Origin of the sequence: Actinopolymorpha alba DSM 45243, assembly GCF_000373925.1 — a bacterium.
GTDB classification, from domain to species: Bacteria; Actinomycetota; Actinomycetes; order Propionibacteriales; family Actinopolymorphaceae; genus Actinopolymorpha; species Actinopolymorpha alba.
Window position 1 is genome coordinate 42,242 of the sequence record NZ_KB892790.1, and the last position, 24,354, is coordinate 66,595.

25 protein-coding genes and 1 pseudogene are annotated in these 24,354 nt (G+C 65.6%); 14 read left to right on the plus strand and 12 right to left on the minus strand.

Annotation, left to right across the window (positions count from 1 at the left end):
- Positions 1–96 precede the first annotated feature (96 nt).
- The 3 genes from B141_RS43590 (at position 97) to B141_RS0130125 (ending at position 3,081) form a co-directional block, all read left to right on the plus strand.
- Positions 97–471 carry a GntR family transcriptional regulator gene (locus B141_RS43590; RefSeq protein WP_084678611.1) on the plus strand — a complete coding sequence of 125 codons (375 nt, stop codon included), beginning with the start codon at positions 97–99 and terminating at the stop codon, positions 469–471.
- Between the two features lie 710 nt (positions 472–1,181).
- Positions 1,182–1,931 (plus strand): hypothetical protein, encoded by a 750-nt coding sequence (locus tag B141_RS43600; RefSeq protein WP_157181411.1) that lies wholly within the window; start codon positions 1,182–1,184, stop codon positions 1,929–1,931.
- Entirely contained in the window at positions 1,915–3,081 is a 1,167-nt protein-coding gene (locus B141_RS0130125; RefSeq protein WP_020578918.1) for a hypothetical protein, read from the plus strand. Before B141_RS43600 ends, B141_RS0130125 begins: the two co-directional genes overlap by 17 nt.
- 353 nt (positions 3,082–3,434) lie before the next feature.
- Here B141_RS0130125 and istB read toward each other — a convergent pair whose 3' ends face one another.
- The 4 genes from istB to B141_RS0130145 all read right to left on the minus strand — a co-directional run bounded on the left by istB (position 3,435) and on the right by B141_RS0130145 (position 7,427).
- Positions 3,435–4,217 (minus strand): IS21-like element helper ATPase IstB, encoded by a 783-nt coding sequence (istB, locus tag B141_RS0130130; RefSeq protein ID WP_020578919.1) that lies wholly within the window; start codon positions 4,215–4,217, stop codon positions 3,435–3,437.
- A gap of 11 nt (positions 4,218–4,228) precedes the next feature.
- Entirely contained in the window at positions 4,229–5,857 is a 1,629-nt protein-coding gene (gene istA / locus B141_RS0130135) for an IS21 family transposase (protein WP_020578920.1), read from the minus strand.
- A 65-nt stretch (positions 5,858–5,922) separates the two neighbouring features.
- Positions 5,923–6,825 (minus strand): alpha/beta fold hydrolase, encoded by a 903-nt coding sequence (locus tag B141_RS0130140; RefSeq protein ID WP_020578921.1) that lies wholly within the window; start codon positions 6,823–6,825, stop codon positions 5,923–5,925.
- Complete coding sequence (locus B141_RS0130145; protein ID WP_237742847.1) at positions 6,822–7,427, minus strand: TetR/AcrR family transcriptional regulator; 606 nt, start codon at positions 7,425–7,427, stop codon at positions 6,822–6,824. The genes B141_RS0130140 and B141_RS0130145 overlap by 4 nt, the downstream gene beginning before the upstream one ends.
- 343 nt (positions 7,428–7,770) lie before the next feature.
- On the opposite strand from B141_RS0130145, the gene B141_RS43605 reads away from it, so the two are divergent.
- The 4 genes from B141_RS43605 to B141_RS0130175 all read left to right on the plus strand — a co-directional run bounded on the left by B141_RS43605 (position 7,771) and on the right by B141_RS0130175 (position 11,963).
- Entirely contained in the window at positions 7,771–8,391 is a 621-nt protein-coding gene (locus B141_RS43605) for an ATP-dependent DNA ligase (RefSeq protein WP_020578923.1), read from the plus strand.
- An 895-nt stretch (positions 8,392–9,286) separates the two neighbouring features.
- Positions 9,287–10,066: an ABC transporter ATP-binding protein gene (locus B141_RS43610; protein ID WP_020578926.1), complete on the plus strand. Its 780-nt coding sequence runs from the start codon at positions 9,287–9,289 to the stop codon at positions 10,064–10,066.
- Positions 10,063–11,334, plus strand: coding sequence for a hypothetical protein (locus tag B141_RS0130170; protein ID WP_157181412.1), 1,272 nt, complete (start codon positions 10,063–10,065; stop codon positions 11,332–11,334). The genes B141_RS43610 and B141_RS0130170 overlap by 4 nt, the downstream gene beginning before the upstream one ends.
- Entirely contained in the window at positions 11,328–11,963 is a 636-nt protein-coding gene (locus tag B141_RS0130175; protein WP_020578928.1) for a hypothetical protein, read from the plus strand. Before B141_RS0130170 ends, B141_RS0130175 begins: the two co-directional genes overlap by 7 nt.
- A 100-nt stretch (positions 11,964–12,063) precedes the next feature.
- On the opposite strand, the gene B141_RS46375 is transcribed toward B141_RS0130175, so the two are convergent.
- The 5 genes from B141_RS46375 to B141_RS0130205 form a co-directional block, all read right to left on the minus strand.
- Positions 12,064–12,645: a DUF6262 family protein gene (locus B141_RS46375; RefSeq protein ID WP_020578929.1), complete on the minus strand. Its 582-nt coding sequence runs from the start codon at positions 12,643–12,645 to the stop codon at positions 12,064–12,066.
- 6 nt (positions 12,646–12,651) lie between these two features.
- Positions 12,652–13,608 (minus strand): site-specific integrase, encoded by a 957-nt coding sequence (locus B141_RS46380; RefSeq protein ID WP_020578930.1) that lies wholly within the window; start codon positions 13,606–13,608, stop codon positions 12,652–12,654.
- Positions 13,609–14,004: a hypothetical protein gene (locus B141_RS46385; protein WP_020578931.1), complete on the minus strand. Its 396-nt coding sequence runs from the start codon at positions 14,002–14,004 to the stop codon at positions 13,609–13,611.
- A gap of 1,201 nt (positions 14,005–15,205) precedes the next feature.
- Positions 15,206–15,766: an RICIN domain-containing protein gene (locus tag B141_RS43625; RefSeq protein WP_237742848.1), complete on the minus strand. Its 561-nt coding sequence runs from the start codon at positions 15,764–15,766 to the stop codon at positions 15,206–15,208.
- 485 nt (positions 15,767–16,251) lie between these two features.
- Positions 16,252–16,608, minus strand: a complete 357-nt coding sequence (locus B141_RS0130205; protein WP_020578934.1) for a hypothetical protein — start codon at positions 16,606–16,608, stop codon at positions 16,252–16,254.
- A gap of 120 nt (positions 16,609–16,728) precedes the next feature.
- On the opposite strand from B141_RS0130205, the gene B141_RS0130210 reads away from it, so the two are divergent.
- From B141_RS0130210 to B141_RS43640, 5 genes and pseudogenes are all read left to right on the plus strand, one after another.
- Positions 16,729–17,028: a hypothetical protein gene (locus B141_RS0130210; RefSeq protein ID WP_020578935.1), complete on the plus strand. Its 300-nt coding sequence runs from the start codon at positions 16,729–16,731 to the stop codon at positions 17,026–17,028.
- A gap of 263 nt (positions 17,029–17,291) precedes the next feature.
- Entirely contained in the window at positions 17,292–17,783 is a 492-nt protein-coding gene (locus B141_RS46390; protein WP_020578936.1) for a hypothetical protein, read from the plus strand.
- 76 nt (positions 17,784–17,859) lie between these two features.
- Positions 17,860–18,096, plus strand: a pseudogene (locus B141_RS53020) (transposase); the annotation flags it as partial.
- 37 nt (positions 18,097–18,133) lie between these two features.
- Positions 18,134–18,655 carry a TolB-like translocation protein gene (locus B141_RS50955; protein ID WP_085944492.1) on the plus strand — a complete coding sequence of 174 codons (522 nt, stop codon included), beginning with the start codon at positions 18,134–18,136 and terminating at the stop codon, positions 18,653–18,655.
- A gap of 22 nt (positions 18,656–18,677) precedes the next feature.
- Positions 18,678–19,931, plus strand: a complete 1,254-nt coding sequence (locus B141_RS43640; RefSeq protein ID WP_020578938.1) for a S9 family peptidase — start codon at positions 18,678–18,680, stop codon at positions 19,929–19,931.
- A 483-nt stretch (positions 19,932–20,414) separates the two neighbouring features.
- On the opposite strand, the gene B141_RS52405 is transcribed toward B141_RS43640, so the two are convergent.
- A complete protein-coding gene (locus B141_RS52405; protein ID WP_063828680.1) occupies positions 20,415–20,882 on the minus strand; it encodes an Aca2/YdiL-like domain-containing protein in 468 nt (155 codons plus the stop codon).
- A 409-nt stretch (positions 20,883–21,291) separates the two neighbouring features.
- Between B141_RS52405 and B141_RS0130235 the strand changes: the two genes are divergently transcribed.
- Positions 21,292–22,404 carry an acyltransferase family protein gene (locus tag B141_RS0130235; RefSeq protein WP_040422755.1) on the plus strand — a complete coding sequence of 371 codons (1,113 nt, stop codon included), beginning with the start codon at positions 21,292–21,294 and terminating at the stop codon, positions 22,402–22,404.
- A 59-nt stretch (positions 22,405–22,463) separates the two neighbouring features.
- On the opposite strand, the gene B141_RS0130240 is transcribed toward B141_RS0130235, so the two are convergent.
- Together B141_RS0130240 and B141_RS52410 are read right to left on the minus strand one after the other, a co-directional pair.
- Positions 22,464–23,132, minus strand: coding sequence for a YdcF family protein (locus tag B141_RS0130240; protein ID WP_020578941.1), 669 nt, complete (start codon positions 23,130–23,132; stop codon positions 22,464–22,466).
- A gap of 37 nt (positions 23,133–23,169) precedes the next feature.
- Positions 23,170–23,412: a UTRA domain-containing protein gene (locus B141_RS52410; RefSeq protein ID WP_084678613.1), complete on the minus strand. Its 243-nt coding sequence runs from the start codon at positions 23,410–23,412 to the stop codon at positions 23,170–23,172.
- Between the two features lie 159 nt (positions 23,413–23,571).
- Here B141_RS52410 and B141_RS51845 point away from each other — a divergent pair, with 159 nt between their 5' ends.
- Positions 23,572–24,180 carry a hypothetical protein gene (locus tag B141_RS51845; protein ID WP_020578943.1) on the plus strand — a complete coding sequence of 203 codons (609 nt, stop codon included), beginning with the start codon at positions 23,572–23,574 and terminating at the stop codon, positions 24,178–24,180.
- Positions 24,181–24,354: the final 174 nt, after the last annotated feature.

A 24,354-nucleotide genomic window follows, 5' to 3' on the forward strand; every position in this document is an offset into this window, starting at 1 on the left:
CTCAGTATAGCCCAAGCTAGCCTAGGCCTGTCTTGCTTGCACTGATTGCGGTGGCCCAACATGGCTTGGGGTGGCCTGGTCAACTAATCTCGTCGGGTGAGGGTGAGCAGGGACGATCCACGTCCTCCGTACGTGCAGCTGACCGACGAGCTACGGCGAGCGATCGATGCCGGCGAGTACCGACCCGGGCAGCGCCTGCCATCCGTGCGCGCGCTGTCTGAGCAGTACGACGTCAGCCGCGGCACCATGCAGCGAGTGCTTGATGCACTGAAGGCGGCTGGAATGGTGGAGTCGCATCCGCCGCTCGGGATCTTCGTCCGCGGTTCCGGTAGCGAGCCCGAGCAGCGCTCACCCGAGTATGTCGAGATCATGCGACAGCTCGACGATCTTCAGGAGAGCATGCGGGACCTTGCTGCACGACTTCGCCATCTAGAGGAGAGAGTGGACCAAGGTTCGGGTCCGACTTCGTAGCAACGGCCTGCAACCTGACATGAAGGTCATGGAGCTGTCGTCCAAGCATCGCTAAGCGTTCTGAGATCTCGCGGTACTCGTCCTCCAGCGATGCATCCTGCGACTCCTCGTGTCTACCTGGTTGCTGCTCCTCGCGCCTCGCTCCCATCTGATGCCTCCTCCTGACAACTCAGCCGCCTTCTGGCGGCGCAAGCGCTGCTGACATCAGGTAGTCAACGGGCGAGACACGTTGCGTTGCTACACCGCGCGTGTTGCTTCCCAAACTTCTCGTACTCGAACTGTCTCTTCTATGCTTCGTCTGTGTCTCGCCTAGATCCGGCGAAGGGTGGATTATGGGGAGCCCTCCAATCAGACTGAAGACACTCCTGCAGGTACGCCACTGGCAGACCTATCGAACGTTCTGCGCCGAGTACGACAAAGCAGCGAAGTCAGTTGATCCAGCCTTGGTCGGCCGCTGGCCAAGCCGGGCTCAGCTTCACCGTTGGTTGTCCGGCGAACTCAGAGGACTTCCGTACCCCGACCACTGTCGTGTGCTGGAGGAGATGTTTCCTGGATTCACGGCCCCTCAGCTGTTCGAGCCCAGTGAGCCGGACCAGGCGGCGCGGGTGCCGGGCGAAGAGGTCGACCCCCGACCTGAGAACGTGAGTGCGCTCCTCGCTGTCCTTGACGGACGACTGGAGACCCCGGAATCGACTGACGTTGCCTGGGGCATGATCCAGAACGCGGAACAACGGCAAGCCAACGGAACCCCGCTGGCCATACCTGACGTGCTCAGCGCCGGCGGGGATCCCGCGAGTGACCAGGCCCGAATCCTCGGACGAAGGCTGCTGGAACTGCAGAAGATCCGGCGCTTCAGCGACAGCGAGATCAAAGAACTCGCTGGCCTGGCTGGTCACGTCGTCGAACTCGCCGAAACGATGGACATCGAGATCGACGCGGACGGGCGCGCACTGATCGTGTACCACTTCGATCTGCTGAACCTCAGCGATCGTCCGCTTGCCCGCGTCGCCCGAGAGATCTGGTTCCAATGCGTCGACGGCGACGCGCTAGCCATCGATCCAACGCCCGACTCCGACCGCAGGGTGGTGATCCAGCGCATCCATGACACGGCGGACATGGCCAAGTTTGCCTTCCAGATCTCTCCGCCGCTCAAGCCGGGCGAGTCGGCGCGCGTGGGCTACTCCTGCCGTGGCGGCAGGTTCGACGTCAAGCACTACTGGCGACAGTTCTTCCCTCGCTTCACCCGGCACTTCACCCTGCGCGTACGTCAGAAGGGCATACAGCTCGCCGGATGCACGGCCATCGAGGAACGCCCTGATGGATCCGAGGAGTCCGCTGCGGATACGCTCATCTGGGATTACGAGGGCAACGATGCGACCATGACCCTGACTCGCGACTATCTGCGCCCCAACCAGTACATCACGTTGCGTTGGGAAGTGATCCGTGGAGCTCCGGGATGAGATCGAAGCAGTGATCAGGGCTTGGCACCTCTACGAGGTCAGGCGCGGGTCGACCGCTGTAGTCGACTTCGACTGCTACCCGTCAGCCGAAGTTCCCGAGCCCGCTTCGAGTCGGCTCGAGGTCTACCGTGAGTTCCTGGCACTGCGAGATCGTGCTGCGGCCGCCGGCGCGACCCGCTTGGTCGCACGCGTGAATGCCGACATCGCGTACCTACGGGCCTTGCTCGGTGAACGTCCGCCCCTCGCCGATTACGTCAGGGCCACCCAAGGCTGTAGCGCCACCGGCTGGGCAGACACCTACATAACCGCCTGTGGAGATACCGCACGCGCCGCCCTCGCTGACATCGGCATCGGCTGGGGCCCACACACCGACAAGGAGCTCCGCGAAGTCGAGGGCCCGATCGCAGTCGAAGACGCACCGGACGCGATCCGCGAGGCAGTCACCGAGCATGAGACGGCAGTCCGACGCGTGACTGGCACGGATGCCTCATTCCAGCTCACGATTGAGAGCACCAACATCGACTCCTACTGGTCGTACTGGTTGGACGGGGCTGGCGATCGCGTGCGGTTGCGCTTGAACCTTCAGCAGGCAACTTTTACCAAGGTGGCCGCGCGACAGTTCGCGCTGCACGAAGTCCTTGGCCACGGTCTGCAAGGGGCGAGTTGGCATGCCCGCTGCACCTTCGAGGACGTGCCCTGGGTCCGGCTGATGTCCGTCCACGCTAACCAGCAGGTCTTGCTGGAAGGTCTCGCCCAGGCGATGCCACTGTTCGTCACGCCCGACGACCAGCTGCTCACCACCCGAGTGCGGCTGGACCACTACACCCAACTCGTTCGCGGTGAACTCCACCTCGCATGGAACAGCGGCGCCACGATCGACGAATGCGCCCAGCAGGCACGGGAACGAGTGCCGTACTGGACCGACGCGCAGGTCTCTGACTTCCTCACCGACCGCAGTGTCAACCCGCAGTTGCGCACATACCTGTGGGCCTACCCCGCCGGGTTCGACTGGTTCGCCAACCTCGCCGTCGCCGATCACGACACCATCCAAACCGTCCTGCGGGCCTCCTACAGCGAACCGCTCAGCCCAGACGACCTTGCCAACTTCTGGCCATCCGGACCGGCCATCGGCGGATCGAACCACCAGTAAGGAATTTCTCGAACGCGCGGCACGGTGACAGGTATTGAACGCGAGCGACCCCGGGGAGAGTTCGTCGAGGCCGCTCGCGTTCATGACGCCAGGGTGCTGCTTCCGACTCCTCCGCCCCACCTTCGTGCGAGGGTGGCCGGCGGTTGACGAGGGTGGCTTGTCCCAGGCACCGCACCACAATGCCCTATTTCGGGTCCTACGGCGTCGGCAGTATCCACAGGTGAAGGTGCAGTAGAGGGCAGGGATGGCTATGTCGGCTTCGTCCGACACCGCTTGTAGGTCTCGTTCGACATCACTTGGGTGCGTGACGGGCTAGGAATGTCGGCTTGGTTCGACACCACGTTGGAGCTGCTCTACTGCTGTGCGAGCTGTCGTGTGGTGTGGGCGAGGCGGTAGGAGTCGGTGCCGGTTTCGATGATGGTGCCGCCGAAGGTGAGCCGGTCGACGATGGCGGCGCAGAGCCTCGGGTCGGTGAAGGTCTTGGTCCAGCCGGAGAAGGACTCGTTGGACGCGATCGCGACGGAGGCCTTCTCTTCGCGTTCGGTGAGGACTTGGAAGAGCAGCTCGGCTCCGCGGCGGTCGAGCTGCATGTAGCCGAGTTCGTCGATGCAGAGCAGGTCGACACGGCCGTAGCGGGCGATGGTCTTCGACAGGGTCTTCTCGTCGGCGGCCTCGACCAGCTCGTTGGCCAGCTTCGTCGCCAGGGTGTACTTGACCCGGTAGCCAGCCATCGCGGCCTCGGTTCCGAGCGCGATCAGCAGATGGGACTTGCCGGTGCCGGAGTCCCCGATCAGGCAGAGCGGCTGGCCCTTCTTCACCCACTCGCACTTGGCGAGGGTGTGGACCGTGGCGGGATCAATGTTCGGGTTCGCGTCAAAGTCGAACGCCCGCAGTGACTTCTCGCGGGGGAACTTCGCGGCCTTGATCCGCCGCTCTGAGCGACGTCGTGCTCGGTCGTCGCATTCGGCGAGAAGTAGCTCGGCGAGGAACCCGCGATAGGACATCTGCTCGGCCGCGGCCCGGTCGGCTCCGTCGGCGAAGCCCTGACGGATGGTGGGAAGCCGCAGCATGCGGCAAGCCTGGTCGATAGCTGTGTCAGCGGCTTCTTCGGTCATGCCGCGGCGGCGAGTGGTCATCGGGGATCCCTTCAGTCCTGGGCGCGAGAGGTTCGGCGTAGCAGCTGGTCGTACTGATCGACCGTGGGCAGCGGACGGGTGTCGACGGGCAGCGGCTTACGCAACCGTCGTTCAGTGAGCGAGGCGATGCCGCCGGGGATGTTGACCGAGGCAGCCTCGTCGCCATCGCGATCGGCATCCACAGCGGTGTCGCGGGCCTTGCGTGCTTCCAGCGTGACGACGTCGGCGGTATACCCACCCGCCTGGAGTGCGGCGGCAAGTCCGGCGACGACGTGCTGGTCGGGTAGGTGGCGGTGCAGCAGGAGCACCTCGATCAGTGCTCTGGTGCCGTCGGCATCGCCGTGGGTCTTGCACGCGGCAGCCCACCACTCGTCGTGGATGGGGGTGAACATGGCCGCCTTGCGGGCCTGCTCGAGCGCGGTGGCTCCGGGCAGTGCACCGGGTTTGCGGAACAACACCTCGAGGTAGTGGTCGAGGTCGAGCCGGACGCCGCCCTTGGTCATCAAGCGTTCGTGCCGCGCGACAGCGGCCTGACCGTCGTAGACGACCAGCTCGGAAGCGTGCAGCAGCACCCGGAGCTGTCGGCCGACGTAGTGGGCGGGCACGGAGTACTTGTTCATCCGGACCGTGACCTGGGCGAACCTGTCGACCCTTGGGGTGAACCAGCGGCCGGTCTCGAACGCCTCGACCGGCAACGGAGCCAGGAGGGGCTGCTCGGTGGCGAAGTGTTCTCCGATGGTGTGGGCACGGGTCGCGATCCGCCGCTGCTCGTCGGCGAGGTCCCAGGCGTCAACCATGGCGTTGAGCTCGTCGATGGAGTCGGCCTCGGGGATGGGGACGAGGTGGTTTCGGCGGAACCAGCCGATGTCGCCCTCGACTCCGCCCTTTTCATGTGCGCCGGTGATCCCGGGCTGGCAGTAGAACGCCTCGATCCCGTAGTGAGAGCGGAACGCGGTCCACCGGTCGGCCTCCACGCGCTGGCGGGAGAACCCGATCACGGACGCGACCGCGGCTTTGAGGTTGTCGTAACGGATCTTGCCTGTGGGGACACCACCGAGGACTCGGAGGGCGTGCGCGTGGCCTTCGAAGAAGGCCTCTTGGCCAGCCGAGGCGCTGATCCGGTGAACGGCCTTCCCGGAGTACGACAGCCGCAGGCTGAACAGGGTGCACGTCACCAGCTCGCCACGGAGCCTGACGACGACTTCGCCGAAGTCGACCTCGGCCTCACGACCAGGCCGGTGGGTCTGCGGAATGAACGTTTTCGCTGGCTCGCGGCCGGCCCCGACGCGGATCTGACGGCGACGAGTGGCGTAGTCACGCACCATCCCGTACGACACCACTCCAGCGGCGTCGTGCTCGTCCAGGAGCCGTTCGAAGATCCTTTTCGCGGTATGCCGCTGCTTCCTCGGAGCGTCCAGATCCTCACGCAGCCAGCCGTCGATCACGTCCCGGTAGCGGTCGAGCCTTGATCCACGTTTCGGCGGTCGTTTCGGTCGCTTGGGCCACGCCGACTCCAGCGCCGCGGCCACCGTCCGGTAGCCAACACCGTTCTTGCGCTGCAGGGCACGGTTCGACAGTCCCGCTTTGGCGTCGCGTCGGATAGCGGCGAAGAGCGCGACTCTTGAATCCCCGGACGGCATCTGACAGTTCCGCTCACCATTGGCCCGGGCTGATCAGCGCTCATGCCTAGGCTGGGAGCACAGTCTTAGGAACGAGCGCTCGTTGAGGCGTGATCTGCGAGGTCGCGAACGAAGCGGGCGATCTCGCTCGGCTTCTCTTCTGCCATGAAGTGGCCGGCATCGATGGGTTGGTAGGTCAGGTCGGGAGCCCACGCACGCCAGAGGCCGGATGCATCGAAGCCGAGTTGACTTCCCCAGTCTTGGGAGATGACGCCCACGGGCATGGGCAGTGTTCGGCCGGCGGCGCGGTCAGCTTTGTCCATGTCTAGGTCGATCCCTGCCGTGGCGCGATAGTCGGCGACGATCGAGTCGACGGCTCCGATGGAGCTATCGATGTAGTACCGGCGGATCTCAGGGGGGAAGCTCGTTCCGTCGTTGTCCCAGGCGTCGAGGAATGAGGTGAAGAAGTCCTCGGCAACGGCCTTGATCATCTTCTCGGGCAGACCCGCTGGCTGTGCCATCAGGTACAGGTGCCAAGCCACCTTGGCGTCGACTCCTTTGAGGACGTTCCAGGTGTCGAGGGTTGGCAGCACATCGAGGATCCCGAGAAACCGCACATGGTCCGGATAGTCCAGACCGGCGCGCACACCGACGAGCGCACCTCGGTCATGGCCGACCACGCCGAAGCGGTCGTGGCCGAGCGCATTGGCGATCGCGACGACGTCGGCTGCCATGGTGCGCTTGGAGTAAGTGGTCTCATCACGCGCGGGAGGCTTTCCGCTTGCACCGTAGCCGCGCAGGTCGGGAACGATCACCGTGTAATCGGTGGCCAGGTCCCGTGCCACCTCGCGCCACATGTAATGGGTCTGGGGGAAGCCGTGGAGCAGCACGATGGCCGGTCCGCTCCCCCCGGATGCGACGTTCAGTTCGATGGCGTCTTGGCCGGGGAGGTTCTGGTAATGGAATCCGTCGATGGTGGGCGTGTTCATGGGTGTCCTTCACTGCTCGTGGGTGCGGGCGTGGGGCGTCCGGAGAAGATTCCGGCGGGAAGTGCTGCAGACCGCTGGGAGGTAGCGCGCAGGGCGGGAATGAGGATCGAGTCCACCAACGCGGTGAGGTAGGCCGAGTCGGTACTGAGCCCGTTGAGGCGGCGTAGGAGCAGCGTTGCTCCTGCGACCTCCTCGAAGGGAAATGGATCGACATCGTCGGGTAGTTCGCCGCGGCGGATGGCGGCGTCGACAACCGCCGTGGGCAACCTGGCTCCAGTTGGACCGGCTGCACGTTCGATGTCTTCACAGAGTTCGGGATCTTCGAGCCCGGCCTGGAGAAGGAGGAGCGCGGTCTGGCTGTCCGTCGAGTGCATTGTTCTGATCAGGCGCTCGCATAGGGCTAGGAGGTCGCCGCGCAGACTGCCGGTGTTGATCTCGTCCTGGTCGTCTCGCCGCGCCGGCCCTGCCTTCACGGCGGCCACGACCATTTCTCGCCGAGACTTCCAACGGCGATAGAGAGTGGGCTTGGAGGCACCGGCCCGCCGGGCCACTTCCTCGAAGGTGATCCCCTCGTAGCCGCGCTCGGCCAGCAGTGCCGTCACCACCGCCAGGATTTCGGCCTCCCTTTCAGCATCACGGGGCCGCCCTCCTCGTGAACGCTGCTGACGTTCGGCGGAGGGATGAGATCCATACACATACGACACGTTCCGTATCATACGGATCCCGGGCCTGTTCTGCAGGCGGTGTCGAAGGTCATCGATATCCAATCGGCGAGGAGCTCGGTGGAGTCGAACTAAGCCGACAAGCGGTGTCGAAGGAGAACGACAGGACCACAGGGAGGTAACCCACGCGATCGGGGCGCCTGCAGCTACGGCTCCGGTCGTCGTAAGGGGCTGGCATTACCCCGGCGTTTTCCGCGCGTTGCCTGCGGCGGAGGGTGGAGGTGTGCATGTTCGGCTGCCGATTGAGCCGATGCTCGCTCGGAGCACCGAACAGTTTCCCGAGCCCGAACAACGTTCCGGAGCTTGGCGCTTTGAGCCGAAATGGGATGGCTACCGAGCAATTTCGCTCGTCACGGACGAAGGGAACGTACGGATCGTCAGCCGACATGGAACCGATCTCACTGACGTGTTCCCCGAGATCGTAGGGGCGCTGTTCGCGACCGTACCGAAGGCTTCCGCCGTTGACGGGGAGATCGTCAGATGGACCGGCGGCAAGCTGGACTTCTCCGCGCTGCAACGCCGGTACGCGCGCCGTCGGTACGCCGCGAAGCTCGCCAAGACCGAGCCCGCGCACCTGATCGTGTTTGACCTCCTCGAACTCGCTGGACGCGACTACAGGCGGCAGCCGCTGACCGAACGTCGCCGCGCCCTCGAGGGCGTCCTCCGCCGCGCCCCGGCCGGGCTGCCGTTGGCGCTGGGCATGCAGACGAGCGACATCGGCGTGGCACGAGGCTGGTTCGACGAACTGTCGGTCGTCGGCGTCGAAGGCCTCGTGATCAAACCCGCATCCAGCCGGTACGAGCAGGACCGCCGCGGCTGGTACAAATTCAAATCTGTCGGGTGAGCTCCGTCCGGGTCGGTGGCCGGAGTAGCAACCAGCGAGGTCGCGGGCGGGTCGGTTGCGAGGTTGCTGTGCGCGACACCTGTCGCGCACAGCAACGGCCGGTCGTTGACGCTACGTGCTTCATGACACGGGTGGAGGTCGAGCCCTAGATGCCTGGCCAGGGTGCCGCTGGTCAACGGAGCTGCTGGGAGGCCGCCCAGGTCCGCAGCGGCGACGCAAGACTAGCCAGGGTCACCGAACAGGCGCTGCACTTGCATCCCGTGCGGGACTGCGGCCGCCGCCCGCTCGAAGCCGGCCCCGGAGAGCTCCTTGATCAGGACGAAGAGACGCGCGGAGTCACGAAGGCAGGCTAATTTTCGGCCCGTTCCGATCTCGGCCGTAATACGTCCCTGGGGCTTGTTGATCAGATAGGTCCAGAACAGTACCGTCAGGGCTTCGAGAGCAGGACACACATTCGTACTGGGGGAATCATGAACCGTCGTGTTCGCGTCGTTATCGGTGTGTTATGTGCCACCCTTGCTGGTGGTGTGACTACGGCTCTCGCTGACTCCGGTCAGTTCGTTCGTGGGCCAGGCAGTGTCGTCTTCTATTACGGGGTGTCCGCGGGTAATGCGCGCAGCAACGACATCGCCGGTGGCCCGACATTCAAGTTCTGCGCGGACACGCCTGGCGTGTCATCGAACAAGACCTTCGGTGGTTCGTTCTTGCGTAACGTTCCACTGGCGCCTGATGAGGTCATTCGCAGTAGGACCGCGTACTTCAGTGATCCGCGGTACTGCTCGACAGCGGTCGCGACCAGCTCGAGCAACGATTACCACACGGATGCGGTTTGGCCCTATGAACCGGCCTATGGGGCGGGTGCGAACGGCTATTCCAGGGTAGAAGCTCAGTAGTTGTGATCGATGAGTTCGACGGCCGCTCCGAGCGGGCCCAGATGGTAGCTGAGGGCTTGACGTTCACCTATCGAGGTGGGCGTCAGGCCCTCGTCGACGTGACGTTCAGCTGCTCGGCCCGGCGGGTGGCGTTGTTAGGGCCGAACGGCGCAGGTAAGTCGACCCTTCTGGGGATCGTGACCGGTGCCCGGCGGGCCAGCGGCGGCCGGATCCAGGTGCGGGGGTACGACTCCAGCGACCGGCGACAGGTCCGGATGTTGCAACGGTCGCTTGGTTTCCTGCCCCAGTCGTTCGCGCCGTTCCCGGGATACACCGCTGAGGAGTTCTTGCGGTACGTGGCCTGGCTGCGTGAGGTCCCAGCCGGTCGGGTTGCGGGCCTGGTCGAGAAGGCATTGGCCACGGTCGACCTGGCCGGTGAGGGAGGGCTGAAGATCAGGCAGATGAGTGGCGGGATGCGCCGCCGCCTCGGTCTTGCTCAAGCCCTGGTCAACGAGCCCGATGTGGTTGTCCTGGACGAGCCGACGGTGGGGCTGGACCCGCAACAGCGGGCCGAGTTCCGCGACGCGTTGGCGAGGGTAGGGCAGCGATCACTGGTGCTGATGGCCACACATCTGGTCGAGGACGTGGCCGTGGTCTGCGACGAGGTCGTCATCCTCGACCGCGGCAAGGTCGCCTTTAGCGGCCCACTGCCCAGTCTGGTCGAGCTGACCGGCCGCAATATCGTCGATGGCGCGGCCGTCGAGGCGGCCTACCTTCACGTGATGAATGGCGGCGCCGCGTGAGTCCTGTGCGCTCCTTGCAGGTCAAGGCGCTGTGGCGGGTGCTCCTCGAGCACGCCACCGCGGGGGCACCGTTCGCGGGTGGACTTGTCCTTCTAGCCATTGCCACGGCGGCCGGGCTTGGCGTGGACCTGTCCAGCGGGCCCGCTCTGTGGGCCAACCCACTCAATGCCGCACTCGTCTCGGTGATGTTCATCGGCGCGGTGAGCGCTGGGTTGGCCACCGTGCAGATGCAGGTGCTGCGTACTGGTGGTGTCTTGACTGTCGTACGCACCAGCCCAGGTGGGCCATCACGGGCCATCCTGCTCGCGGTGGCGGTAACCGCGGGGTGGGGTCTGATGTCCTACTGGTGGGTGACCACGCTCGCCATCCTGCGCGCCGGACCCAGCGGGATACCTGGCCTATCCAGCCTGTCCCTCGTGGCGTTGGGGTCGGTCGCCGTCATCGCCTCGTGCGCGGTCGGTGCATGCGTCGGCCTGTTCTCCTCTGGCATCTTCACCGCACCAGCGCTCGCGCTCGCGCAGTTCGGCTGGATCTTCGCTTCCATCTACGCCGATGGCTGGCCAGCGCGGCTCGCACCCACCTACGCCGGTACCTACTATCGGATCTACTCCCAACCCAATATCCGCCTCGTCGCCGCACAGATCGGCCTTGGGTTGGCTGTGATGTTGGTATGTGCGGCCGTCTGTCTCCTGACCCGCACCCCCACCCGCCTCATCGCCGTCGGAATCGCCGCCGTGGTGGCCGCGGGATGTGTGACGTCGCTGGCGGCACACGGCGAAGAGGTCGTCAGCCTACGCCGCCTTACCGGCAAGCCTGCCTGTGTGGGCGGACAGGGCGCCGGGAAGCAGATCCAGATGTGCGGATGGCCTGAGCACCGGGATGCGCTGCCCGCGGCAGCACGGGCGCTGGCGCAGGTGATCGAGCGAGTCGACCCCATCCTTTCGACACCGACGACCTTCGCAGAACCAGGCGTCGCAGGTAGAGGAATGGCGGGTGCCGGCGTCTACGATACTGGCCAGGTCCAGGTCCCCCGCTCGGATATCTACCAGGCTGTCGACGCGGTGGCCCCTCGATCGACCTGCGGGTCGAATCGGCCCGGGTCCGGCGTGGTTCCCTCCGCCGAGAAGCAGCTGCGGTCATGGATTGCCGGCCGCGTGGTCGGACCGGAAACCCTGGACGACAAAGACGTCGCGAACGTGCTGACACAGTCTGATGCACGACAGCGCCAATGGGTTCGGCAGCGCCTAGACGACCTACGGTCATGCTGAACCGCAACGTCCGACAAGCCAGGACGCGCCTCCTGCTTTACCTGCTGGTCGTGTGCAAAGGACACCGGGTCGCCCCGGCAGGCCTGGCGATCCTGGCAGTGGCCGCTGGCCTGTCGATCGCCCCCACCACCGTGACCCTGCCGCAGGTCCGGACCACTATCCCGGTATTCACCACCACGACCTTGCTCGCGGGAGCGGTCGCGGCTTTGCTCGCGCTGTCGACCCTGACCGAACCCGCCGCCTCCGTCGCACGGACCTCGCCACGCGGTTGGGCACGCCTACGTGCCACCCGCGCCCTCCTAGCCACCGCCGCTGCCGCGGCCGCACTGACCGCAGCCCGACCCGTGGCTGCCGGATTCACCCTGGTCGTGGTGCTCGCCCTCATCGGCGAAGGGATGCTGCTGGCCTCCCGAGTCGGCACCAAACTTGCCTGGATACTCCCCACCTCCCACCTCGCCGCGGCCGCCACCTTCGGAACGTCCAGGACCGGCGAAACAGCGCCCTGGGCATGGATAATCGAACCCCACGCCAGCACCGGCGCGCTGCTCACCAGCCTGCTCCTCTATTCCATCGGCCTCACCTTCTGGATGCACAGCCCAGACCACGACATCACCGACCCGGACCAGTGAGCCCTCCTTCCCGGATGGTGTTCGCTGCCTCACGTACGTCGTGTCCGTGGGGAGCGCCTGATCGCCAGGATGGGAAGTACGTGATCGTCGCCACCGCGTTTCAGCGTCGGCGTGTTGAGGAGGTAGTGGAAGTCGCGTTGAGCTGGGTCATCAGTTCTCGATTGGCGGCACGAGCGGCGGCGAGTTCGTCGGTGCGTTCCTCCAGTTGGCGGCGTAGTTCGAGGGTCTGGTGATGGGCCTCGGACAGTGACTGCTGGAGACTTCGAATGTCGTCTGGTGCGCCGAGGCCGCTGCCGCGGAAGACGGCCTCGCCGAGGGTCTCAGACAGCCGGGTTTCGAGGCTGCGGATGCGGTCGTGGAGCCGGGTGTTCTGGGCTCTGGTGTTGAGTAGATCGGCGCGCAGCGTTGCCATGCTGGTGGCGCTGTTGGTCGGTGATGGCTGAGCCGGCTGCTCGGCTGCGGCGAGGACGGCAGCGTGCAGGTCGGGGTGGCGGTGGATGAAGCTGCGGTGCACCCGGGCCGCCCGGGCTACTGAGGACACGGTGACGTGCGAGCCTTCGGCACGCAGCTGGGCGATCGCGTTGTGGACTTGCAGTCGGCGCCTGGCGGTGTCTCGGCGTCGGGCTCGGATGAGCGGGCTTTCGTCGTCGCCGGTAGTGCCGGGGTGGAGAGGTTCGGTCATCACGCTTCACCGCCCCGCCGCTCGGACAGTGCGGGGATCCGCTGCGGGTCTGGTTGGCATGCCGAGATCGATGACGGTAGACACGGTTCGACGGGTGGCGCGTAGCACGTTGACGGCCTCGCTGATCTGGTCACGTTCGTCGGTGGCCAGGTCGTCCAGGTGGGCTTCAACTCGTCGGATCAGGGCGCGAAGTTTGTCGATCTCTATGTCGCTGGGCGTGGCCTCTTCCTTGGCCCATGCCTCGAGTTCGGTTGCCGCGAGCACGCGTTCGCGGTCGGCGAGCAGCCGGTCAAGGTGTGCCTTGAGCTCGGGGAGATACGCCACGTCGGTGCGGAAGTGGCCGCAGCCGAGGCAGCGGAACCGGAACGGGCAGGCGCCGCCGCCGGCTTGGACGTTCGATGGTTCGGTGCAGACGCCGTAGGGGACGGCGATCTGGCCAACTCGCATCCGGGTGCGTTCGCTGTCCGACAGCGTGGTGACATTGCGCCAGATGCGGTTGCCGGCCCCGTCGAACTGGTGCTGGGCGACCCTGTTGACGGCGGCGCGCGTGCGGGCCTCGGTGATCTTGTAGTAGGCCTCGGTGGAGTGGACGCTGCGGTGTCCAATCAGCTCGCGTAGCACGTCGATCGGAGTGCCCGCGTCGGCGTGCCGCTGGGCGTAGCTATGCCGGTAGGCGTAGGCGACCACAGTCGACGCCGGGAAGACGCCACCGTCGGACAACACGAACTCGGGCAGCCGGTCGACCCACGTGCGGTGGATGTTTGTCAGCACGCGTGCGCGCAGCGGCTTGGTGCCGTCAAGGTTGGCGGTGGCCGCCGGCAGCAGCACCAGCTGCGCCGGCTTGGAGTGCGGGAACGCGGCCCGAACCGTGGCCTGCTGCTCGCGGATCAGTTTCGCGGTGCTGTCTGGGATAGGCAGCCGCCGCTGCAGCCGGTTCTCCTTGTAGTCGGTGTAGATGAGCACCTACTTGCCGTCGGCGTCCTTGTCGAGACAGTCCAGCGGCAGCTGACACACCTCGTCAGGGCGGCGGCCGGTGTCCATCAGCAGCTCGACGGCGACGCGGGCGGCGCGGCCGCTGATCTCCTCCAGGATTGACAGGGCATCGTTGAGGGCGTTCATGACCTCGTTGGGCAACGCGCGGCCCGGTCCGTCCACCGATTGCTGGTCAGGGATGTCGTCCGCGCGGACGGCGAACTCGCCCGGCAGCCCTGCAGCGCAGCCACCCGCGCGGGTCAGTCCGAGATCCCTCGCGTCTCGCAGCAGGGTGCGGACGTGCCGGACGATCTGCAGGCGCCGGTTCGCCGACAGAGTCTCTGTCTGCTCCAGGTGCCCCAGACGGAAGACGAACCACGAATGCACGCACGAGCGCCCAACCTAGGCACCTAACAGGTCCCGATCGGTGCCCTTGGGCAGCGTGTCGCGCACGGCCTCAGCCAGGCCCTCACTGCGACAGTGCACGACACCTCCGGAGGCCCCAAGGGAAACTGAAGACCCGCGCGACAACCGAGTCGATCGTCGGCGGCGTCACCGGCCACCTCCACCGGCCGCGCCGCCTGATCCTTGGCCGCTACGACTCCGAGACCGGCCGGCTGCGCGTCATCGGGAGCACGACCCAGCTGTCCGACCAGGCGGCAGCCGATGTAGCCCCTGCCATGACAGTCGCGGTCGGCCCACACCCGTGGCCAGAGGAACTGCCACTCGACTGGCGAGGCGGCCCAACCCAGTATGTGCGGGTCGAGCCCACTGTGGTTGTAGAGGTCAGCGCCGACCTTGCAACCGATCGCGGACAGCGCTGGCGGCACGCCGTGCGATTCCTCAGAGTTCGAGACTTGCCACCAGACCAGGTGCCCTTCGATCTGGACCTCGAAACGAGGGAGCAGCCATAGCCTCGGTCCGCGGTACGGCCCTTGGCGCCTACCTCTTTGGAAAAGCCATTCACGGCCTCCCGCTGGCCCGAGCGTGGATCGTCCGCGCGTCAGAGCCCGGACGATGTGTCCGTCACTGATAATTGACCGTCTCGAACCATGATCCGCCATGTCTTCAGGCACGCCGGGGGGCACGCTAGCCCCTCAGTCCCATCCCCGACGTCTGGGCGGCTGCCGCGCTGGATCTGTTCATGGCGGGCCCGGACAGGTGCTCAGACAGACTCTCCCACCACGGTTCGGTGACCACTACGCGGGTGCCGGGCATCGAGCGACGGATGCGTAGTGCTCGGTCAGTGCGCCTGGTAGGCCTAGCTCGTCGAGGTCGGTCTGCCGACCTTCGTCATCCCAGACCGGTCCCGCTCAGTAGTCCGGCCAGAACTCAAGTGCTCGCACCACCGACGCAATGTCTCTTCGAAGAACCCGGTCGAGTCGGTTTCGGAGGTGAGGGTGACCATGCGTACGGCCATGTATGTGCTCCCGGATCTGGGCATGAGAAAGGCCCCGGCAACTGGGATGTCCGGGGCCTACCTGTGGATACACGTATCCGGGGCTGAGTGTTCACCAGTTTTTAAGCGGATGCAAGCCGACCCGCCCCACCATGCAGAGACGACCACGCATGGGCCAACCGTCGTCCCCTACCAACTGACATAATTCACTTCCCACCGCTGGTAGTTGCTGCCGTTGCACCCATAGGCACGCAAGCCATAGCTGAAGCTGTGGTCCAGGCAGCGACTGGTCTTGTGATTCATGTACCTCTCTCTGGTGCCATACCACCAGGATTGGTAACCGCCCCCGTTGCAGGTAATTGCTCGTAGACCGTAGCTATTGCTGTGGTCGAGGCATTTCCCAGTTGCGCGGTTCTTCAGAATGTGCGAGCCGCCGGGAGCACCAAAGTAGATGTCCCATATCTGGTTGGGTCCGAAGTTGCAGTCGAAAGCGCGCAGGCCACGGGAACTACTGTGGTCCAGACACTTACGCGTGTAGCCGTTGCGCAACCTCCAGGTGTATGAAGGTCCGCTGACCTGGGCCTGCATGGCTGGCTCTGCCTGACGCTCCGCCGTCGGTGCCGTGATCGACCCATCGTCGATGGGTCTCGCCTCGCTCTGGCCCGGCGCACCTATGAGCGTGGCGAGGGCCATCCCGAGCACCGCCGCCAGCATGACCGATCCACGACGAAGCCCGATACTCCGCACCACGATGATCTTCTTCCCTTCGCTCGACTTCTTGGAACGCGGGGACGGATCTCTCCCGGGGGCCATCCATGGGGCACGATGACGCTAGACGTACGAGATCCGCCACACGCCAAGGAGTAGACCAACTCCCACTCCCACGGCTCTCCCACTGCGCTGTCACCGCGCTCTCACCGGGTTGGTTGGGGCGTCGAGAGCCCTTCATGTCTCCATCAGGAAGCCTGGTCGGCACGGCCTGCCTGGCTCGCCCGAGATCGATTCGTGTGCGGCCGAGGGTGCGTGCGCACGCCAAAACTTCGTCGAGGTTGTACAGGGCCACGCCTCGCGGGCCTGTACCGCGCCGGGCGATGTGGCCTTCCACGGCCCAGCGCCGGATAGTGCCCTCCGGGATGCAGAGGAACGCGGCAAGCAACGGGGGGCGGGGATCACATCACCCAGTGTGCACGATGCCCCGACCGTAGGGCCGGGGCATCGTCGGCACAGTTGGGCCGTCAGAAGACGGTGCCGTTGATGTTGACGTTGCACCACGTGCCGAGTGACCAGCAGTCCCTCTCTTGGTTGTAGCCGGGCTTCTGGATGCCGGTGAAGAACTGGCGCAGCGCGGCGCCGAGCTGCTTGGCCTCGGGGCTGATCTGGTGCCGGTAACCGGTTTCGGCGTAGGTGGCGTCGTCGACCCGGCGGTAGAGCCACGCCTCGGGGGCGGCGACGCTGACGGAAACGGCGCTGTACATGGATGCCAGCTCGGTGCGGACGCTGACCTTTCCGCCCTCGGGGAGGTTGATGCGGCCGTCCTTGATGGCCTTGCGGATCTCGCGCCGGACGTTCGCGGCGATGTCCTTGGTGTCCATGGCTTCCGCCCTTCTTCCTTGCTGCTGACGTCTTCGACTCCACCGATTAACTCTTGACGAACGCAAGAGATATTCAGTATGTTTTTCTTGTCAGCGACAAGGAAAGGAGGTGAAGTAACGATGCCGAGCAGTGAGCACCGGACCGGCGACATGCGGGTGGCTGTTCAGGCGATCGTCAGCGGTGACCAGGACTCCCGGGTCCAGGCCGTGACCGCCGATGCGAGCCCGACGGGCGAGCCGTACGTCTCCGTTCGGGTGGGCCGGGTTCTCCTCTACCTGGAGGACCGTGCCGCGCTGAACGCCTTCGCGAAGGCGTTCGACCGTGCACGCGGCTACGCCGAGGCAGCCTTCGGGTCAGACGACGCGGAGTTCGAGGCCCGTGAGCGGAAGACCTTCGAGCAGAGCACCGACCGCCCGTAGCCGGGTGAAGGGTCCGCCGCCGAACCAAGCGGCGGCGGACCCGTTCTCCACAATCTCACTGCTCGGCCGAGGTACGTCACCGAGGTCATGGCAGCGTGGTCGGCATGGATCATGACGAAGCTCTCTTCGCCCTGGGCGAGCAGGAACTTTGGTGGACGCTAACCTCGGATAAGTCTTGTCAGCGACAAGACGGCCCCAGGCAGAACCCGGGGCCGCCACCCTTCGACCTCGAGGTGTCAGCAACAAGGGAAGGAGTCACCACCATGGCGACGTGGGTTGCACGTGTCGAGTGGCACGGCACCGAGCAGGCGCCAAGCGATGACGACCTGGAGACGATCGCTGAGGCGCTCGCGCAGAACGCTGGATCGGTAGGCCGCGAGCGCGAACCCGACAGGGTGTCCGCGACCGTCGCTGTCGAGGCGAACAGCTTGCGCCAGGCGATCGACGGGGCGCTGCGCGTCGTACGGTACGCGGTACAGGGGCAGAACCTGCCGTTCGCGCCACACGGTGTCGAGGTGCTCGACGAGAACACCTTCGCCCGCCGGTTGACGCTGCCGAGCATCCCGCCGCTGGTGGGGTACGCCGAGATTGCCCGCATGGCCGATGTGTCCCGGCAGCGTGCCCAGCAGCTCTCCGAGCTCCCCGGGTTCCCGCCCGCGGTACCCGACGTTCCGGGGCCGCTTCGGGTCCGCTCGCAGGTCGAGACGTGGTTGTCGAAGTGGGAGCGCAAGCCCGGCAGGCCACGCAAGGCCTAGGACGTGTCTCCTGGACCTTGAGTTGGCTGTCGTGTAGTTCGTGGTGGGTGCTGGATCGGCATGACTTTCCAATGAGGAGTGGGTGCGGTTAGAGCCGCTGCTACCGCGTGATCCTGGTCGTGGTGGCCGGTGGGCCGACCACCGTCGCACGATCAACGGTGTGTTCTTGCGGACTCGGACCGGTTACCCGTGGCGGGACCTGCCCGAGCAATACCTCGCAGACATTGCCGCGTTCCTCGTCGGACCCGACAGCGGCTGGCTGACCGGACGAAAGCTCAAAGCCGCCGGCGTTCCCGTGATCCAGCACAGGTGAGTGCGCTCGAGCCGGTTCATGTGGCAGTATCCCGGGGATGGCCGAGCCAGCGTGGGTGCGGCGGTTTCACGCCACCTCTATCACCTTTCCCGAATGTGCTCGTGATGCGCCGCATCGCTGCGCCTATCAGTCCAACGCCAGCGGTACGTCCGAGTTGTACGCCTGGGACCGTCGACGTGATCAGCACGCGCGGCTCACCGATCGCCCCGAGGGCACCCGACTGGGCCGGATCACTCCAGACGGCGAGTGGGTCTGGTGGTTCGACGACACCAACGGCGACGAATGCGGTCGCTGGATGCGGCAACAATTCGACGTCCTCACCGGCGATGCGCAGCCCGAGCCGGCGGTGCCCGAGCTGGCGCCGGGTTATCCCGTCGGACTGGCACTCGGGCGTACGCTCGCTGCGATCGGACTCTCCACCCGCGACGGGGTCAGTGTCTACCTGCACCGGTACGGCTCTTCCACCACCACGGTGTACGCCGCGACCAGGCACGCCTCGGTGAGGTCCTTGTCCCACGACGAGACGCTGGTGCGCGATCGAGCACTCCGAGCACGGTGACGCGTCCAATCCGGCAGTCCGGGTGCTCCGGACCAGCATCAACGGCGACTCCGATGGGAAGACGGTCGGTGAGCTGTGGGACGGGCCAGGGCGCGGGCTGCGGGTGGTGGGTTTCGCTCCGCTCAGCGGGGACGCCCGGCTACTCATCCAACATGAGCGTTCCGGCCGCTCCCAACCGCTGGTCTGGGATCTCGAGAGCGGCGCCTGTAACGAGCCGCGCGTTGACCTGCCCGGCGAACTGGTCGGCTCGTGGTACCCCCACGGCAAGGCACTCCTGCTCCGGCACCACCGGCACGGACGGGACGAGCTCTACCGATATGACCTGACCGCCGATCAACTCACCCGCCTGGATACGCCGAGAGGCGTCGTCGACGCATGTCAGATACGCCCGGACGGGTCGCTTGAATACCAATGGTCGTCTGGGGAGCACCCACACGTCCTGCTGGCAGATTCTGGCTCGCAGGTGCTGACACCTCCCACGCCCGCACCGCCATCGGTGCCGCTGGCCGATGCCTGGGTCGACAGCCCGGGCGGCCGGGTGCACGCGCTCGTAGCCCAGCCGCGTACCGATGCTCCTGCGGCGACAGTGTTCATGTTGCACGGCGGGCCGGGCGGCCAGGTCGCAGACGGATTCTGGCCGGCTCGGGCCGCCTTCGTAGACGCCGGCTACTGCGTCATCCACGTCAACTATCGCGGCTCATCCGGCTACGGCTCGGCCTGGCTGTACGCCGACCGAGAGCAACCCGGGCTGATCGAGCTGGAGGACGTCGCAGCCGTACAGGACTGGGCAATCAGCGCCGGGATCGCCGATCCCGACCGGTGCGTGCTCGCTGGGGTCTCCTGGGGTGGCTACCTCACCCTGCTGGGCCTCGGCACCCAGCCCGAGCGCTGGGCCGCCGGCGTAGCCTCCGTACCCATCGGCGATCTGGTCGCGTTGTACGAAGACGAGATGGAACCCGTCCGTGAACACGACCGGTCATTGTTCGGCGGCTCACCCGAGGAATTGCCGGAGAAATGGGCACGTTCGTCGCCGATCAGCTACGCAAATCGAGTCCAGGCGCCCATCCTCATCATCGCCAGCCGAAACGACCCACGCTGCCCCATCCGGCAGGTCGACAACTACCTCGCCACACTCACTGAGCTCGGCAAGGAATACGAGTCGTACCTATTCGATGCCGGTCACTTCAGCCTGGTCGTCGAGGAACAGATCCACCAGATGGCACTCCAGCTCGATTTCTGCGCCCGTCATGTGCGACCGGATTCGCCGGCCGGCTGACCTCGACCGTCTGGCTTATCCGGGTACTGGACTATTCAGAATCCAGGGGTGGCCTGTGGACGAGAACACACTCTTAATGCGTAGGTCGTGGGTTCGAGTCTCACAAGCGGCTCTCTCGAAAGTCCAGGAAGCACTTCTGACGCTTTCAGCCGGGGCTTTCGATTCAACTGGTGCGGCGCGAGCAGCAACCGAGCAGCAAGACGTTCATTTCGAGGGCACTATGACCTGGGTAGCCGCGTTTTGAAACTTCCGGGTCAATATGAACCCTCGCGTCATACGCCACCACCCCAGCCCGCAACTCAGGCGAATACATCCGCGGCATGTTCGACACGAACCCATCCCTCCAGACAGTCAATTGACCCTACTTGGGTCCGTGTCCAGGACGCGCGGGGCACCTCAGCCGTTGCCCTGCGCCGTGTCGTGCGTCGGCCGATGCATTGTGCGGTAGTTGGGTGGGCATCGGCGACGGTGGGGCATGCATGCTCAGTTGTCAGCGGAGGCGCTTTCCGGGTCTTCGATGTACGCCAGGCTGCCTGTGCTGATCACGCGCTTGGCGTCGGCATAGGTGATCGTCAGCCGGGGCACCCTGCGCGCGATCCGCGCAACGGCAGCGCGGTGCCATGATGCCGGGAACGGGATCGTGGGGTGCGACGACCATCGTCTGGCCCAGCGAGCGAGGTGAAAGTCGGCGTCGTCGTGGAAGGTGACAATGTTCGGCTCTGGCACGCGGCTAAGTTGCTGGACGTATTCCGCGATGAATGCAGCGGTCCGCTGCGTCAGGTCCTCGATTGCTATTCGCACGCTGCCTGGGATTGGGGCGTGCCCACGCTCCCATGCCCGCACGGTGCGCCGGTTCACGCAGAGGTATGCGGCGAGCCAGTCCTCGGTCAGGCCGAGAGGCTCTCGGAGAACTCGAAGCCCCACAGGAGTCATGTGCCTATTACCAGGCATTGGTGCTGAGTCTCAGCATCGCCCGCCGTCTGCTTCTTGAACACGGTGTCTCCTCCGCCGAGAAGGGTCAGAACGTTCGACGCCAACGAACAGTGGACCGATTCGTACGTGCATGGCACCCCAAGGGGCGGCCGCGATCACGGTGATGCGGGCAGCCCGGCCTTGCGTCAAATCGCCTTACCTCATGACCATCACGCGATATCGCTAAACGGGGCGTGAGCCGTCAGGTCTGGCTGGGCTCTCCCATCCACGTTCACAACGTGGGCGAGGTCTGCTCCGGGCGCAGACCGTCGATCGCGCGGTCTCTAGGCGGTGTTTCTTGGATCATGGAACGGGGTCGCCTCCTGGGTCGGGTGTGGGTCGGTCAGTTTCCGACGCACGGGGATAGGGGGAGGTGAATGATGTGGAGATGCAAACGGGGGAACGTGGCCGAATTGCTGCGCTCGATGGGTTGCGCGGTCTGTGCGCGCTCATTGTGGTCATTACTCATACGGCGCTACTCAACCCGCAACTGGCGGCCGGCTACCTGCCCAACCCTCCGGCCAGCCATGGGTGGGCCTGGTGGATGATCCACACACCGCTGCACCTGTTCTGGACCGGCGGCGATGCGGTCCACGTGTTCTTCGTGCTGTCTGGGTTCGTGCTCACCCTGCCGTTCGTCAGCGCCACTCCGTCATGGCGCGCCTACTACCCACGTCGGCTGGTGCGGCTCTACGTACCGGTGTGGGGGGCACTGGTGTTTGCGCTGCTCGTCATGGCAATGATTCCTCGCGTCCATCAGACGGAGTCGCGGTGGGTGAACGTCCAGGCCGTACACCCCACCTGGGCCAGCATGCTCAAAGACGCCACCTTGACGAGGCCCACCGCCCTGGACTCGCCGCTGTGGTCCCTTAAATGGGAGGTGGTGTTCTCGCTGCTGCTCCCCGCCTACCTAGCGGTAGCCAAGGGCCTGAGACGGGTCGGCTTGTTCGGCCTGGTGGTGCCGGCCGTTCTGGTCCTGGCGGGCACAGTGACTGGTTCGGCGGCCCTGCTGTACCTACCGATGTTCGCGGTCGGGGTACTGATGGCCACCAACCTGCACTCCCTGCGCGCAATGGCCGCCAGGCTCGACAGGTGGTGGCCACTGGTCGCAGTGGCCGGCGGTGGAATTCTGGTGGGCCGCTGGTGGCTCCCGTTGGGCGTTGCCGACGTCCTGATGTCCGTGGTTAGCGCCGGTGTCGTGGTGCTCTTGTTCCTCGCCTGGGCACCCGCGCGGACGGTCGGGGAGCACCGGGTGTCTCAATGGGTCGGGCGCCGGTCGTTCAGCCTCTACCTCATACACGTGCCGATTGTGTTGGCGGCGGTGCGGTTGCCCGGCTGGGGTCCGGCAGTCGCCTTCCCGGCGTCCCTGCTGGTGGCTGCTGTGTTCTACCGGTTGGTCGAAAGACCGGCACTGCGGTTCGCCAACCATCTCGGGCGCCGCATCGGCGCGAACCGGCTCACCGCGCCCGCTGCGGTGCCCGAGACCGTAAGCCGGCGATAATGCCGCGAAACTCTTGGCTCCCTTTACTACGCAAGCCGCGAGGACGAGTTGGACCTATGTCAATGGTTCATGAGGCGGCTGGTGAAGCCGGCGGCGCACAGCCGGTTGTACGCATCGAGTACCTCGTCCGGCATGTCCTGGCTGATGGCAAGGCCGCGCTTGGGAAGCTCGAAGATGCGTTGTGTGTCGCCCACGATGCGGTCGACGACCCGCTTGGTGTCACCGATGGCGTTGAGGTAGTCAGCCAGCGGAAGTTCCTGGGAGGCGCATTGGACGTTGACGGTGGGCCAGAGCTTCCGGAACATCGCCCACGATCGACGAAGCTGGTATGGCCGCGAGATCAGGGTGACTAGGTCAACAGACAACCCGTGTGCTTCGAGGAGCTTCCGCGAGTACTCGATGTTCTGCGCCGTGTCGACGGCCTGGGGCTCAACGATGATCGCCTCGGCGGGGACACCAAGGGTGATGGCATGCTCGCGGTATTGGATGGCCTCCCCGCGTGGGAACCGGTCGATGGTTGTCGGGCTGTTGGCTCCGGTGAAGACGATCAGCGGGAAGATCCCCCGGTGGTAGAGGTCCGCCGCGCAGGTGGCGACTCCGAGGTCATGGCTTCCGAGGCCGATGGCGACCGACGAGGGGCGCGGGTCCTCGCGTACTTGGTGATAGTCCCAAAGGGTCTGCAGGTCGGCGTAGAGATCGTCAGTCAGGACAGGCGTCGCGGTCGTCATGATGGCTCCTCTACCCGGGTTGCGGACCGCGTGCATGCTAGTCGGGAATCTTGAACGTGTACGACCAGGCGAAGCGGCTCGCCGCATTCACCTCGCGCGCGAACTCGACGACCCGCCCCTCTGCGGTCCGGGTCCATCTACGCAGGACCATCACGGGCTCGCCGGCGGGAAGCTCAAGGACGTCTATCTCGTCGGATCCTCCTGGACTCAGATGTGCAGCTTGGCACGATCTGCGCCTTCCCTGCCATTCGATGCCCCCCGGCGCACTCTCCCTCCCCATGCGCGCGCCTTATACAGCGTCAGGAAATGCGATGTTGGCGTGTTGTGGACAAAGAGCGTGTGGTGGCAACTCTTCACAGGGTGGCCGGCGAAGTCGCTCAACTCGTCGCCGAACGTGACGGCGTAGCCGACGGCGCCGCACCTCATCGGGGAGGTTTCGGTGGGGATCACCTACAGCGATGCCGAGGCCCGCGTGTGCCGGCGTCTGGAGGCGAACCTGGCCATCAGCGAGCAGTGGGCCCAGAAGGTTCGTGACCGACTGGCCGACGAATTGGACAGGCACGTAGAGCTGTCCTACGACACGATGCGCGGCTGGGGCGTCCACGCCCGCAACCCTCAGCTCCCCTTCGACACGGGGGTCACCGCCTATTGCACGGTCACCGACGACGGGCGACGCCCGCTGGAGTTTCATCCGCTCGTTTGTCTGGAGCGTTCCGGGGCGGGACCTGGACGGCGTGATCGCCTACATGCGGCGCAACTTGCTTCCCGACCCGAAGGTCTTCTGATGGCTGCCGCCATCCCGTTGCAGGTGACCCACGCTGACATCTCTGTCGCGGTGCTTTCGCGTGAGTACGGCACGACCCGCGTACGCGAGTTGGCCGAGGAACTCGAACGCACCCAACGCCCCAACCGGGCACGCCTGACGATCCGTTGGAGGCGGATCGTCCCCGTCCCCGCCCTGCGCGACGCCTGGTGCGTCTCCTGTGGCCGGCCGTGGATGTGCCCACACGCCCGCATGGCCGAGCTGGTGCTGAACCCACTCGCCTGACACGGGCCCCACGAATGGATCGCCGCCCGCCTTCTCCCGCCGAGTCCCCTGTCAGGCTCGGGGCGTCCCGGGGGACGAGGCCGCCCCGCGCCTACAACACGAAGCCGCCCAGACCCACCAAGGCGCCGGATCTGGGCTCAGCAACAACACACAGCCCGGATTGCGGCCGGGCCA

Excerpts from the sequence above, each read along its gene's own strand:
- B141_RS43600 (WP_157181411.1), top strand. The coding sequence starts at position 1,182 with ATGATCCAGAACGCGGAACAACGGCAAGCCAACGGAACCCCGCTGGCC.
- istB (WP_020578919.1), bottom strand. The coding sequence starts at position 4,217 with ATGACCACTCGCCGCCGCGGCATGACCGAAGAAGCCGCTGACACAGCT.
- istA (WP_020578920.1), bottom strand. The coding sequence starts at position 5,857 with ATGCCGTCCGGGGATTCAAGAGTCGCGCTCTTCGCCGCTATCCGACGC.
- B141_RS0130140 (WP_020578921.1), bottom strand. The coding sequence starts at position 6,825 with ATGAACACGCCCACCATCGACGGATTCCATTACCAGAACCTCCCCGGC.
- B141_RS0130175 (WP_020578928.1), top strand. The coding sequence starts at position 11,328 with ATGCTGAACCGCAACGTCCGACAAGCCAGGACGCGCCTCCTGCTTTAC.
- B141_RS46375 (WP_020578929.1), bottom strand. The coding sequence starts at position 12,645 with ATGACCGAACCTCTCCACCCCGGCACTACCGGCGACGACGAAAGCCCG.
- B141_RS0130205 (WP_020578934.1), bottom strand. The coding sequence starts at position 16,608 with ATGGACACCAAGGACATCGCCGCGAACGTCCGGCGCGAGATCCGCAAG.
- B141_RS0130210 (WP_020578935.1), top strand. The coding sequence starts at position 16,729 with ATGCCGAGCAGTGAGCACCGGACCGGCGACATGCGGGTGGCTGTTCAG.
- B141_RS46390 (WP_020578936.1), top strand. The coding sequence starts at position 17,292 with ATGGCGACGTGGGTTGCACGTGTCGAGTGGCACGGCACCGAGCAGGCG.
- B141_RS50955 (WP_085944492.1), top strand. The coding sequence starts at position 18,134 with ATGGCCGAGCCAGCGTGGGTGCGGCGGTTTCACGCCACCTCTATCACC.
- B141_RS52405 (WP_063828680.1), bottom strand. The coding sequence starts at position 20,882 with ATGCCTGGTAATAGGCACATGACTCCTGTGGGGCTTCGAGTTCTCCGA.
- B141_RS0130235 (WP_040422755.1), top strand. The coding sequence starts at position 21,292 with ATGCAAACGGGGGAACGTGGCCGAATTGCTGCGCTCGATGGGTTGCGC.
- B141_RS0130240 (WP_020578941.1), bottom strand. The coding sequence starts at position 23,132 with ATGACGACCGCGACGCCTGTCCTGACTGACGATCTCTACGCCGACCTG.
- B141_RS52410 (WP_084678613.1), bottom strand. The coding sequence starts at position 23,412 with ATGGGGAGGGAGAGTGCGCCGGGGGGCATCGAATGGCAGGGAAGGCGC.